General features: G+C 48.8%; 13 protein-coding genes and 1 pseudogene. 9 read left to right on the top strand and 5 right to left on the bottom strand.

Going from position 1 to position 11,434, the window contains the following annotated elements:
- Positions 1–206: 206 nt before the first annotated feature.
- The 3 genes from ACETK5_RS27120 to ACETK5_RS27110 form a co-directional block, all read right to left on the bottom strand.
- Positions 207–731 carry a DoxX family protein gene (locus tag ACETK5_RS27120; RefSeq protein ID WP_394059002.1) on the bottom strand — a complete coding sequence of 175 codons (525 nt, stop codon included), beginning with the start codon at positions 729–731 and terminating at the stop codon, positions 207–209.
- A gap of 260 nt (positions 732–991) precedes the next feature.
- Positions 992–1,531 carry a DoxX family protein gene (locus ACETK5_RS27115; RefSeq protein WP_100540330.1) on the bottom strand — a complete coding sequence of 180 codons (540 nt, stop codon included), beginning with the start codon at positions 1,529–1,531 and terminating at the stop codon, positions 992–994.
- Between the two features lie 508 nt (positions 1,532–2,039).
- Positions 2,040–2,765 (bottom strand): MerR family transcriptional regulator, encoded by a 726-nt coding sequence (locus ACETK5_RS27110; protein ID WP_394058999.1) that lies wholly within the window; start codon positions 2,763–2,765, stop codon positions 2,040–2,042.
- A gap of 152 nt (positions 2,766–2,917) precedes the next feature.
- Between ACETK5_RS27110 and ACETK5_RS27105 the strand changes: the two genes are divergently transcribed.
- Positions 2,918–3,406, top strand: coding sequence for a DUF6022 family protein (locus tag ACETK5_RS27105; RefSeq protein ID WP_326116122.1), 489 nt, complete (start codon positions 2,918–2,920; stop codon positions 3,404–3,406).
- A gap of 20 nt (positions 3,407–3,426) precedes the next feature.
- Positions 3,427–3,605, top strand: a pseudogene (locus ACETK5_RS27100) (acetyltransferase); the annotation flags it as partial.
- 310 nt (positions 3,606–3,915) lie between these two features.
- Here the strand turns inward: ACETK5_RS27100 and ACETK5_RS27095 are convergent.
- Entirely contained in the window at positions 3,916–4,203 is a 288-nt protein-coding gene (locus ACETK5_RS27095; protein WP_394058997.1) for a hypothetical protein, read from the bottom strand.
- Between the two features lie 449 nt (positions 4,204–4,652).
- Here ACETK5_RS27095 and ACETK5_RS27090 point away from each other — a divergent pair, with 449 nt between their 5' ends.
- The 5 genes from ACETK5_RS27090 to ACETK5_RS27070 all read left to right on the top strand — a co-directional run bounded on the left by ACETK5_RS27090 (position 4,653) and on the right by ACETK5_RS27070 (position 9,277).
- Positions 4,653–5,789 (top strand): DUF3048 domain-containing protein, encoded by a 1,137-nt coding sequence (locus tag ACETK5_RS27090; RefSeq protein WP_394058995.1) that lies wholly within the window; start codon positions 4,653–4,655, stop codon positions 5,787–5,789.
- 230 nt (positions 5,790–6,019) lie between these two features.
- On the top strand, positions 6,020–6,634 hold the full coding sequence (locus ACETK5_RS27085) for a DUF47 domain-containing protein (protein ID WP_053489885.1): 615 nt from the start codon (positions 6,020–6,022) through the stop codon (positions 6,632–6,634).
- A gap of 14 nt (positions 6,635–6,648) precedes the next feature.
- Entirely contained in the window at positions 6,649–7,638 is a 990-nt protein-coding gene (locus tag ACETK5_RS27080) for an inorganic phosphate transporter (protein ID WP_009592277.1), read from the top strand.
- A 104-nt stretch (positions 7,639–7,742) separates the two neighbouring features.
- Positions 7,743–8,699 carry a magnesium/cobalt transporter CorA gene (gene corA, locus ACETK5_RS27075; RefSeq protein ID WP_394058994.1) on the top strand — a complete coding sequence of 319 codons (957 nt, stop codon included), beginning with the start codon at positions 7,743–7,745 and terminating at the stop codon, positions 8,697–8,699.
- Between the two features lie 212 nt (positions 8,700–8,911).
- Entirely contained in the window at positions 8,912–9,277 is a 366-nt protein-coding gene (locus ACETK5_RS27070) for a YrhK family protein (RefSeq protein WP_394058992.1), read from the top strand.
- A 196-nt stretch (positions 9,278–9,473) separates the two neighbouring features.
- Here the strand turns inward: ACETK5_RS27070 and ACETK5_RS27065 are convergent, their stop codons facing one another.
- Positions 9,474–10,085 carry a hypothetical protein gene (locus tag ACETK5_RS27065; RefSeq protein ID WP_394058990.1) on the bottom strand — a complete coding sequence of 204 codons (612 nt, stop codon included), beginning with the start codon at positions 10,083–10,085 and terminating at the stop codon, positions 9,474–9,476.
- 288 nt (positions 10,086–10,373) lie between these two features.
- Here ACETK5_RS27065 and ACETK5_RS27060 point away from each other — a divergent pair, with 288 nt between their 5' ends.
- Positions 10,374–10,664, top strand: coding sequence for a YerC/YecD family TrpR-related protein (locus ACETK5_RS27060; protein ID WP_053489879.1), 291 nt, complete (start codon positions 10,374–10,376; stop codon positions 10,662–10,664).
- A gap of 3 nt (positions 10,665–10,667) precedes the next feature.
- A complete protein-coding gene (locus ACETK5_RS27055; RefSeq protein WP_394058987.1) occupies positions 10,668–11,432 on the top strand; it encodes a sirohydrochlorin chelatase in 765 nt (254 codons plus the stop codon).
- Positions 11,433–11,434: the final 2 nt, after the last annotated feature.

The following is an 11,434-nucleotide window of genomic DNA, read 5'->3' as shown; positions in this document are numbered from 1 at the left end:
ATCACCCGTAGATTTATTGATGAAGGCAAGCAGTAAGAGATCGGAGAGAGGAGAACCTTCAAACTTTCTGTAAGACAGATGAAACGAGTTGGAGTTATCTTAGGAGTTGGAGTAGCCAGGCGACAACTTCTCATGATGAGAAGCAAGCGGTCGCCTTGTGATTACTTTGGCTTTTTCGTTAGTTTACTCCCGCATTCCTTGTAACTTCAGACCGCTTGATTCTGTAGAGAGGACGGGTCGCTGCTGATTTTTGCTTTGCGCGTGAATTTATCCTGGAGGTAGGGCATGAGCCAGCGGTCAATCCCGATCTTTCCGCTGTTGGCAGCCGAGAGGATGATCAGGAATTCGAGCAGTAAGAGCTGACCGTTAATGCTGATGGAACCGGAGAAGAGATACGCGGCGTTCATCACGAGCCCCATCAGCGCGGCGAACGCAGTGAATGTGCCGAGAATGAGGCCAAGCCCGACGAGGAATTCGCCCAAAGGAACGATGACGTTGAACCATTTGACGCCGGGCAGCGCGGCATGCTTTAGGAATACGGCCCACCAATCTTGAACCGCAGGCTGCTCACCCGTGGATTTGGCGATGGCCCCCTGCATAAATCCGCTTGCATCGAAACCTCCCGTTAACTTACCCCAGCCTGCCGTCAACCACTTATACCCGACGTACACCCGAATGATCGTCAGCAGCCACATTGCGATTTTGCTTGATTGCAACCATTGAATAAACACCAGCACCACTCCTCCAATGAATAATCATTCTCTTTTTTGTTTTCAGATTTTTGCAAATTTGAAATTCGTAAGCCGTGACGAAGCCGAAAAAACAGCAACGATCTATATAATGTCGCATATTAACAAATTATTCATATTTGCAAAAATCTGTATTTAAATACAGTATTCGCATAGGCTGCGATTTGGCATAGGTTCTTGACATGAAAAAAAGACGGCGGAGAACCGGAGTTCTCCACCATCTTTGTATGATCGTTACGATGTTAAGCTGTACGCTTTTTCAGATGAGTTGTCGGCGCTTTGGGCTCATGACCGCGGTGGGTCATTTTATTCCACAAGCCACGAAGGTAAGGAAGTACCCAACGGTCGAGACCGATTTTACCAGCGTTGGCAGCAGCGACGATGATCAGCACTTCAAGCAGCAGCATTTGGGCGTTGGTGCTCACGGTGCCCGAGAAGAGGAATGCGGCGTTCATGACCAGTCCCATTAGGGCGGCGAAGGTGGTGAAGGTACCGAGAATGAGTCCGAGACCTACCAAGAATTCACCGAGCGGGATGATGAAGTTGAAGAGCTTCACGCCCGGCAGTGCCGCGTGTTCGAGGAACGCTGCCCACCAGCCTTGTACGGCGGGGTGATCGCCGGTTGCATTGGCAATCGCGCCCTGCAGGAAGCCCCCTGCGTCAAATCCGCCGCCTGTCAATTTACCCCAACCTGCCGTCAGCCATTCATAACCGATGTAGACCCGAATGATGGTTAGCAGCCACATTGCCCATTTGTTTGTTCTCAGCCAGTTGTTAAACATATAAACCACTCCTTAAGTGAGTTTTGATTGTTTGGATTAATGGGTCATTACGATGTTTCTAATGTCGTTGTTGTTGGTTCTTGTTGCCTTGGGAAGTGATCACCTTCTCTATGTCTTTATTATAAGTGAAAATATTCACAATTCACGTGATAAATATCACAAAGTTGTGAACGTTTCGGTATGAGCGCTCCGCAGAGGGGGTTATATCCAATGTGGGCACCGATTTCTGGGTGCGCGATGCCTAGTTAGGAGCACGCTTGGATGGCTGTCAGGCTGCCATTCACCTGCTTTCTGCTTAGAGCCATAAAGTACTGCTATATCTATGTCATCATGTTATCCATTATCTGTTTGTTACGTTTAACGATCATTGTTGGGGGTTGTTGACTCCAACATTATCAGCGATGCGATCAAGACGAAGCTTTTTGTCCAAAATGTTTTAGCACATCATTTCATAATGGATTTCATAAAACCTAAACCTATAAAGTAACAGGCAGCACAGGAGAACGGATTAAAGATTGTCCTCGATTGTTTCCGAGAAGCCTGTTGTTTGAATCAAGCGATATAGAAAATAGAGAGCTCGCGCCTGAAGTTTGATCGTTTTGTGCAGGTAAGCTTGAATACTTTCAGAAAGCTTCATCGCATGCTCGATGTTCTCTAGCTCTAAGCGTGCAATGGATTGTTTTAAGTTCACGGTTTCCTTGGAATAAACGGAGCTCTGCAGTACCTGAATCATCCTAATTTTAAAGAGATGCGATTCATTATAAAGACGGTAATCGTTATCAGGGTCTCGCTTTGCAGTGAACAGGCCGCTCTGCTCCCAGTAACGGATTGCCGATTTAGGAGCTCCTGTCCGTCTGGAAACCTCGTGGATGCTGAAATATTGGTTAGAGTCGTTAGCTCGACTACCTTCAGAACACGATTTCAACTCCCTTACCAGTTGATCCAAACTTACTTTTTCCCGATGCAGCATAACTTCTCGATCCCTGACGATCCACAATGCGTCATCCAACTCATTTCGCCCAAGACAATGCATTACCTCGCTCGTTACTTCCATACCGAATGCGGCAGCCATGGCTTGAATACATGCCAGATAAGCTTCATGCCGTTCTGTGTACATCCGATATCCATTTGAAGATCGATCTGCAGGAGGTATCAACCCCTTCGCTTCGTAGTTCCGCAGAGTGCTGCTACTTAACCCGTATTTCTCTGCCAGTCTTTTGGGTCGAAAGCTCATGTGATCCCACCTTCGTAAAAAATGCATAACATTAAAACCATTGTAATGTTATTCTGTATTTTTTATTGATTTCCTTCATATTTACCTCCTAAACCTTCCAATTGGCTTTCATGTTGTATGATGAAAATAATCCATTTCAAGGAGGAGTTTATATGACAGTAAAACCAGTATTGCGTTCGGACATGACCATTGAGGAGATTTGTGTGGCAGGTAATCAATATATTGAATCGGTATGGAAAACACGATACGATTCGATGTTTGATGAGTTAACGATCGCTTTTCGTGAAATCGAGGATGCTGCCTATGGGCTCTATTTGGATCAGTTGATGCCCGCACTATTTGAGAGCCTTGAAGACGCCGGGTTCGAAGCAATGGAGCCCCTCAAGGAGCATGATTTCATCATCGGTAAATGTTTGCTATTTCGCAATTCGCTTGAAAAATGGGGAACCGAGGAAAATAGGGCTAGAATATTCTGGAACGTGATACGTAGTAAGAATGGTCAACAGCCCATTGGAACCTTACTGACGGAAATCCCTCATTCTCATCTGAAGTTCGACATTCCCAGGGCACCTGTACTATATTCGCTGAGCGATTATGAGAGGGAACAAATCGCGCGAGGGATTCGACGGATTAAGGAATAAGAATAGTCGTAAAGGTGAGCATGCTTATGTTAGATCCAAATCCCAATGAAAAGTATCCGATACCGGGGAATCGTGACTTACAGTTTATTCAGAACACAATTACAAAGCCTAACATTAGGGTAGGGGACTATTCCTATTACATGCATTGAACGGTGAGCCGTTCGAAGATCAAGTATTGTATCATTATGAGGTCATCGGGACCAACTACCGCTCTGAGGGATGCCGGCGATGAGAAATCGAAGGGACCCTCACGATCGGTGACCTCTTGGCTTTAACAAGCCGTGTCATTGATGTGGGATTGCTCCTAAAATAATAGGAGTTATCTTTGCCCAAAAAAAGGCGCCCTGGCTATGGGTGCCTTTTTTTATATTTATCGTTGATTTCCTTTTTAAGGCCTCCGTGGCACTCCAATACTGCTACGTTTACTGAGGTCAGAAGTCTGGGTATTAATGAGACCATTAAAAGATCCTCCAAAAGGGTCGGTGTTATATTTGATAAATCCAATCCACCTACAACACCAAGTGAATCAGAAAAAGTTTTATTACCTTCTGCCATAGGAGGCTGGGCTGTACACTCTTTTTAGAGACCGAAGTAGCATGCTTCTTCACAAAATTCGCATCCTCCTCACTTAACTCTTCTCCGACCTCATAACGATCGTTAATTTCATCCAACTTTTCTCGAATTTGAAGATCGGATAATCCTTCTTCAGGCGCTGCGAATGCCATACCAACTGCGCTAAGAGTTAGTCCCATTACAAGTAATGGTATCAAAGCCAGCCTCATGATTTTCTTTAACATAATAAATCCTGCCTTTTTGTATTTTGAACCTTATTAATTGTGGCTCTATACAGTTTAAACACTATAAACAGGAAAAGGTTATGGAAAATATAAAAAATATACCGATCTATGGAAGATCTTAATTTAAGAGATAAAAAAGAGGGAAATTCAGATCAACTCCAATTACATATATCCCAAATACAGCCTTTGACTAAGCAAAGAAGAAAAGGACCTGCGGTGTCAGGTCTTTTTCTTCAGTGAACATCGAAGACTTGCTTTAAGAAATCGGGTTACCTTTGATATTCATCTGGATGTTTCCTCTTCTATATACAGACAAAGGACGATACAGACAAAGCACGGATTTTGTGATTAAATGTAAACTAAAGTTGAATTGTCGGTTGGGAATTTTGGGGAAATAGGTTGGAAATTTAGGGTAATAAGTAATGGGAGCGTTCATAGGGGGAAACCATATGTTTAGCAAAGGGTCTTTGTCTTTCCGTAAATTCGCGTGGAGGACAAGCTTGTTGTCCATGGCGACAGTATTGCTGCTGTCCGGATGCAGCGGCGGCGGTAAACAGCAGGCGGAATCAACGCCGGCACCAGTGGTGGAGGCTCCGGTCGAGCAGCCGGTCGAAGTGCCTCAAGAGGAAGCGTCCTCTCCATATAAGGCACCGCTGACCGGAATGCCGTTAGAAGCGTCACTGACGCAGCGGCCGCTGGCCGTTATGATCAATAACGCACCGGCGGCCAGGCCGCAGTCGGGTCTGGGACAAGCGGACATGGTATATGAAGTGCTGGCGGAGGGAGGGATCACGCGACTGATCGGCATATTCCAAAGCCAGAGCGGGATTGAGAAGATCGGGCCGATTCGCAGCATTCGTCCTTATCTGATCAATCTAGGCGAGAGCTACGGCGGGGTGCTTGTACATGCTGGAGGCAGCCCTGAAGCTTATAGCATCATCCAAAAGCAAGGCAAGCAGGATATGGACGAGATCGGAAATGCAGGCGCCTACTTCTGGAGGGCCAAGGACCGCAAAGCGCCGCATAATCTGTATTCCAGCGACGAGAAGCTCCGTGAAGGAGCGGCCAAGCTTAACTATGGCAACGACGTGAAGGTGCCGCAATATTCGTTCTATTCGGAGCCGACGGCTGCAAGCGGCGAAGGTGCAGAGGGAACGGCGCCTGTGGAGGTTATTTCCGGTGAACCCGGGGAGAAGGTAGAAATCAAATTTTTACTAGACAGTTATGTGGTGGCTTATCAGTATGACGGTTCGTCCAATACGTACAAACGGTGGGTCAATGGCTCGCCACATGTGGATCTCAACGATAATGTCCAGCTTGAGGCCGCGAATGTCATCGTGCTCGGGGCGGATCATAAAGTGCTGGATGATGTGGGCCGGCTTGCCGTGAATGTGGAAGCGGGCGGGAAAGCGATGCTGTTCCAGCGCGGAGAAGTCATCGAGGGGCAGTGGGTACGCGCAGCGGGCGATGCGATCCGTTTTGTGAAGGACGGCAAGGAAGTGCCATTGGTGCCGGGAACGACGTATTTCAATATTGTGCCGAATTCGCCTTCTTTTGAAAGCCATGTGACCATTACGAATCCTTGATGTATAAGAAGTGGATGTTGGATGCATATCGGGATAATTTGCACTCAGACGGAGATGTTAATAGGCAAGGGAAATGAAGCGATATCCATGCATCTTCTATTTTGTTAGTTCCTTACATTTTTGAGTGTTACTTTTCTATACACACCCTGCCATGGATGTGATAAGATAGTCAAGGTTGTCTATCTTTTGAGGGCGTTCGCGGCAATTTATCGAAAAAAGGGGTTAAGAGTATGAAATTGAAGAAGAAGGATATATTCTTCCAAACGCTGGAGAATATGGCCGATACGGTGGTACAAGCCGCAGATTATTTTTCGCAGCACGTTTCCAATCTTCAAGATGTGCTTGAATTTGCCAATGAAATGAAAAAATACGAGTCCCAGTGTGATACCTATACGCATACCATCATTACTGAGCTCAACAAAACGTTTATCACGCCAATCGAACGCGACGATATTATGGACCTGACAACCAGCATGGACGATGTGATGGACGGATTGGAAGCAACGGCATCCCGTTTCTATATGTACAATTTGGGGAAACCTGACGAGTACATGGTACAGTTTGCCGAAATTTTGCGTCAATCGGCTTACGAAATTCAGAAGGCCATTCATTTGCTTTCTCAGAAGAAACTTCTGGCTATTCGTGAGTACACGATCCGCTTGAACGATCTGGAGAACCAAGGCGACGAGCTGCTGCGCATCTGTATCAAGGATCTGTTCGCCACCGTCTCTGACCCGATTCTGCTGATCAAGAAAAAAGAGATTTACGAACGTCTTGAGACGACCACGGACACCTGCGAAGACGTGGCAAATATGCTGGAATCCATCATTATGCGCAACTCGTAAGGGAGTCCTGAACAATGGATACAACGATGTTAGTATTAGTAATTGTTGTTTTTTTGGCGCTTGCATTTGACTTCATCAACGGGTTTCACGATACGGCGAATGCTATCGCAACGTCGGTTTCGACCCGGGCCCTGAAGCCGCGGGTAGCCATACTGCTTGCAGCGAGCATGAACTTCGTCGGCGCGATGATGTTCACGGGCGTTGCCAAAACCATCGGCGGCAGCGTCGCGGATCCGACCAAGCTGGATAACGGGATCGAGGTAGTTATTGCAACATTGCTTGCAGCCATCATCTGGAACCTGGTTACTTGGTGGTTCGGATTGCCTTCGTCCTCTTCCCATGCCCTGATCGGGGCATTGGCTGGTGCGGTATTCGTCGGCGCGGGAAGCGACATGCTGAATTACGGCGGATTTAAGGATATCGTATTAGCGCTGATCCTGTCGCCGATTATCGCATTCGTGATCGGTTATCTGGTCATGCAGCTGCTCAAGGTCATCTTTGCCAAGCGCAGTCCGCATACGGTGAACAAGGGCTTCCGTACGATGCAGATCTTTACGGCAGCGCTGCAGTCCTTCACGCACGGTACCAACGATGCACAGAAGGCGATGGGGATTATCACCTTTGCCCTCGTCACTTCCGGTCAATTGCAGGAGATGGAAGTACCCTTCTGGGTTAAAGTCTCCGCAGCAACAGCGATGGCGCTCGGAACCTCGGTGGGCGGCTGGAAGATCATCAAGACCATGGGTACGAAAATATTCAAAATCGAGCCGATCAACGGCTTCGCAGCAGACTTCTCGGCTGCCTCCGTTATTTTCTCGGCGACTTTGCTTCATTTGCCAATCAGTACGACGCATGCCATTACGTCGGCGATTCTCGGCGTAGGCTCAGCGAAACGCTTCTCCGCCGTGAAATGGTCCCTTGCAGGGCGCATCGTAGTGACCTGGTTTATTACGATTCCGATTACGGCCGTACTGGCAGGAGTCATCTTTAAAATTCTTTTCTAAAACATAATTACACATAGATAATGGATAGTTGTGGGGCCAATCAGGAATCGATTGGCTTTTTTTGTTTAACGAAACTAAAGGGCGCAAAGGAAGGAGAGCTTATCATGATTCGCACGTTAGCTATTACGCCAAGCTATGAAGCGGTAATCGGGCTTCCACTCGAAGAGATCCGAATGGAGGACTACGCCTGGGTATGGGCCGATTTCAGTGAGCCGACGCCGGAGGAAGCGCGGAAGCTGGAGAGCTATTTTCACTTTCACCCGCTCGCGGTGGAGGATTGCCTGCACATCCTGCAGCGGCCGAAGCTGGATTATTACGAACAGATGCAGTTTTTTGTCCTCCATGCCCTACAGCAGGATACCCTGCAAGCCGTTGAGGTGGATCTGTTTCTTGCACCTTCGTTTATTGTCTCCTTCCACCAGAAGGCACTGCCCGAAATGAATGATGCTTGGGAACGTGTTACCTCGGTCGCTGGTAAAGGTCCGCTGGGCCAGGACGGTCCGAGCTTCACGGCTTATACGATCATGGATAAGCTGGTGGACCAGTACTTTCCAAGCTTGTTTGCCATCGAGGATGAGCTAGCCGAGCTGGAAAGCCATGGGGAGAAGGATTCGGTCGAGGAGCTAATGAATCAGGTGTTCGCGCTGCGTTCGAGGCTGCTTCGCCTGCGGCGGACGGTCGTGCCGATGCGGGATTTGCTGTACCGGATCGTGAACTCGCAGCATTTGCAGCATCACGCGCACCATGCTTATTTTTCCGACATCTATGACCATCTGCTGAAGTTGGCGGACATGATCGAGGCCGACCGCGAGATGACGGCGGACCTTCGAGACAGCTACATATCGGTAAATTCGAATCGGATGAACACAATCATGAAGACGCTGACGGTCATCACGACCATCTTCATGCCGCTCACCCTGATTGCCGGGATATACGGGATGAATTTTGAGAATATGCCGGAGCTCGAGTGGCATTATGGATACTTCTTCGTGCTGATTCTCATGTTTATCCTTGGCGGGGGCATGGTGATGTGGTTTGTGCGCAGAGGCTGGTTTAAATAGAGAGCTTCATTCTTGAGTATGGTTAACGTGAAAAATGGTGATGCGATTCGTAAGTAGAGAGATGCCAGCCGGGAGTATCTATCGGCCCAAGTCCATGCCATGCGGTTATCTAAAATGAGGTAAGGTTGTCCTGCATCATAAGGCGAATGCTAAATAACTTTCGTTTCTTATTCCTCCGTAAGGGGTAAAGGCTTGCAGAGGAGGGACTGCATATGAAACTCAGGCTCAGACCACATCCCAAGAAGCGTTCATCGCATCAACCAGATGAGCCTTTGCGTTCCCGGCTGCTGCGCCGGATGCTTCGATTGGCATGGAAACGAAAACGAAAGCTCGCCGTGACGAACCGCTATGAGGTGGGCATGGTCATCAGCGAGATTGCGACCGGCCTGTTGTTCATCACAGGCAGCATACTCATGTTCTATCCCCATATGAAACGGATCCCAACTGTGCTGTATTTGATGGGCAGCATTATGATGCTGCTGCGTTCCGGTCTGCGCGGATCCTATTGGTTTCGGTTAAAATCACTCGAAAGCGCCGAGAATAAAGAAGCCGGCCCCGAAGAGGACTGGACGCGCTGATGAGGATATCATAGGTTGATAAAAGGATATGGCTCCAGTCTAGGGTAACCGACTGGAGCCAGCTGCTTGATGTATGAAGGTTCGGATGATCCCGCCTATGGTGAGTTTCAGGAACGTATCTGCTAAACCCATCGTGTGATCAGAGGCTGCCGTGTTTTTTGAAACGCACGGTAAGGTTTATACCCTTTTACATAGGTCAACGACGACGTCTGCCTTTGCCGGACGTTTTGCGCGAGCCGGAACGGCGCCGGCTTCCCGAGGAACGGCGTCTTCGCGGTTTATATTCGTAGCCGTCTTCATTCTGGTCCGTAAATGCGCTTGGAGAGGAGCCGCTGCCGCCTCCGCCTTTCTTCTTGCCCAGCGCGCCTGCAAGCAGAGAGACGATGGGCGCAAGCTGCTGGAAGCCCTGCATGACCTTTTGTACCTTGCCAATGTTGTTGACGATGCCGTCGATGCCCCCCATCCGATCGATGAGGCCCTTGATGTCGCTCATATTGTTGACCCCGAGCCCGCCGAGGAGCTTGCCTAATCCGCCTCCACCGCCGCTGCCGCCTCCTCCGCCAAGGAGACCTGCCAGTCCGCCACCGCCGGAATTCGTGGATGGAGCCAGAGCCGAAGCTGAAGCTTCCATGTCCGATACCGTGTCGTTATATGGATATAACGCGGTTTCACCCACTTCCGGATAATCGGTGGTGTATGGCGTGATGCCAGGGTACGGTGTTGGATCCTGGGGCAGTGATTCATATTGATTGAGGGAGCGATGGTTATTAGTGGGTCGGCGATGATAATAGTGAGAATGACGCGTCATGATATCACTTTCCTTTTTGAGTTAAGATACTATACTGTATGATACGGGCGGGCGTTGGGTTTAGGCGGATGTCCCGATTTTCGGGATAGGAGCGGAATCGGGCGATAGCCCAGGAAGATTTTGGCGGGCATTGGAGCGGCGAAATGCGAGCGTGTATAAGGGATGCTGCCTCTGGGTAATGGTTGTCCTGTAGTGCGTGAAATCGTTAATGCTTGAAAATACTATATCCGCTCGGGTACAATGGGAGTGCGAGTGTTATACACAGTAACAATAGGGGATGATCATCCAGTGCAATTAAAGAAGCTAAATGATAAAAGCATCGATCAATTATTCGAAGCGATATTAACCCTGGGCAGTGTGGAAGAGTGCTATGTATTCTTCGATGATCTCTGCACCGTTAACGAAATTCAGTCCTTGTCGCAGCGGCTGGAAGTGGCGCGCATGCTGGGCAAGGGATGCACATACAACCAGATTGAAGCAGAAACGGGAGCCAGCACCGCAACGATCTCGCGCGTGAAGCGTTGTCTGAACTACGGCAATGACGGTTATAAAATGACGCTGGAGCGTCTAGGGCGTTAAAATATGACGAAGCCGGGTGTGCTGGTGATCAGTCATGGTTCACGTGAACAGAAATGGGTGTCGCTTGTGGACGAAGCCGTCCGGAAGCTGGCCTCTCACATGGATATACCGGTCGTCTCTTCGTACTTGGAATTGGTAGAGGGCCGTTTGATTCAGGACGGCATTACGGCTTTGGAAGACCAGGGTGTTACCGACATTGTGGTCATTCCTCTATTTGTCTCGTCAGGCAGCACACATGTCGACGAAATAGCTTATGCTATAGGAGCGAAGGCCGTTCCAGACATGGAGACGGACCTGGCGCCGTTTCGGGTTCGGTCCCGGGTTCATTTTGGTACCCCGATGGACGACGACCCCGAGATTGCAGCCATGGTATGGGATAAGGTAAAAGAGCTGTCCGTGAACCCAGCGAAGGAGGTTATTCTTCTCGTCGGACACGGCAGCCGGCATGATCTGTTTCGCAGCCGCTGGGAAAAGGGTATTAACTCTTTGGCACAGCGAGTTAGCGAGGTAAGCGGAACAAGCGCAGATTATGCCCTACTCAGTCCCGGCGATGTTCGGGACAAGGTGACAGCATGGATGGAGCGCGGCTGCGATGTGATCGTAGCTCCGCTTTTTTTGAGTGAGGGATATTTTACGGAGAAGGTAATACCCGATCGGCTCGAGGGGCTTGGATGCCGATATTCAGGCAGAACCTTGCTTCCGCATCCGCTGCTGCCGCAGTGGATGGAGTCGCAGGCTAAACTTCTTCTTCTATCCTTGAAATCATAAGT

This window comes from Paenibacillus ilasis, assembly GCF_043195395.1.
GTDB lineage: Bacteria > Bacillota > Bacilli > Paenibacillales > Paenibacillaceae > Paenibacillus_AQ > Paenibacillus_AQ lautus.
This window is presented reverse-complemented; position numbering and strand designations above follow the sequence as displayed.

Bases quoted from the DNA above. Each gene is read 5' to 3' on its own strand.
- ACETK5_RS27115 (WP_100540330.1), bottom strand. From the start codon at position 1,531: ATGTTTAACAACTGGCTGAGAACAAACAAATGGGCAATGTGGCTGCTA.
- ACETK5_RS27110 (WP_394058999.1), bottom strand. From the start codon at position 2,765: ATGAGCTTTCGACCCAAAAGACTGGCAGAGAAATACGGGTTAAGTAGC.
- ACETK5_RS27105 (WP_326116122.1), top strand. From the start codon at position 2,918: ATGACAGTAAAACCAGTATTGCGTTCGGACATGACCATTGAGGAGATT.
- ACETK5_RS27095 (WP_394058997.1), bottom strand. From the start codon at position 4,203: ATGTTAAAGAAAATCATGAGGCTGGCTTTGATACCATTACTTGTAATG.
- ACETK5_RS27090 (WP_394058995.1), top strand. From the start codon at position 4,653: ATGTTTAGCAAAGGGTCTTTGTCTTTCCGTAAATTCGCGTGGAGGACA.
- ACETK5_RS27085 (WP_053489885.1), top strand. From the start codon at position 6,020: ATGAAATTGAAGAAGAAGGATATATTCTTCCAAACGCTGGAGAATATG.
- ACETK5_RS27080 (WP_009592277.1), top strand. From the start codon at position 6,649: ATGGATACAACGATGTTAGTATTAGTAATTGTTGTTTTTTTGGCGCTT.
- corA (WP_394058994.1), top strand. From the start codon at position 7,743: ATGATTCGCACGTTAGCTATTACGCCAAGCTATGAAGCGGTAATCGGG.
- ACETK5_RS27070 (WP_394058992.1), top strand. From the start codon at position 8,912: ATGAAACTCAGGCTCAGACCACATCCCAAGAAGCGTTCATCGCATCAA.
- ACETK5_RS27065 (WP_394058990.1), bottom strand. From the start codon at position 10,085: ATGACGCGTCATTCTCACTATTATCATCGCCGACCCACTAATAACCAT.
- ACETK5_RS27055 (WP_394058987.1), top strand. From the start codon at position 10,668: ATGACGAAGCCGGGTGTGCTGGTGATCAGTCATGGTTCACGTGAACAG.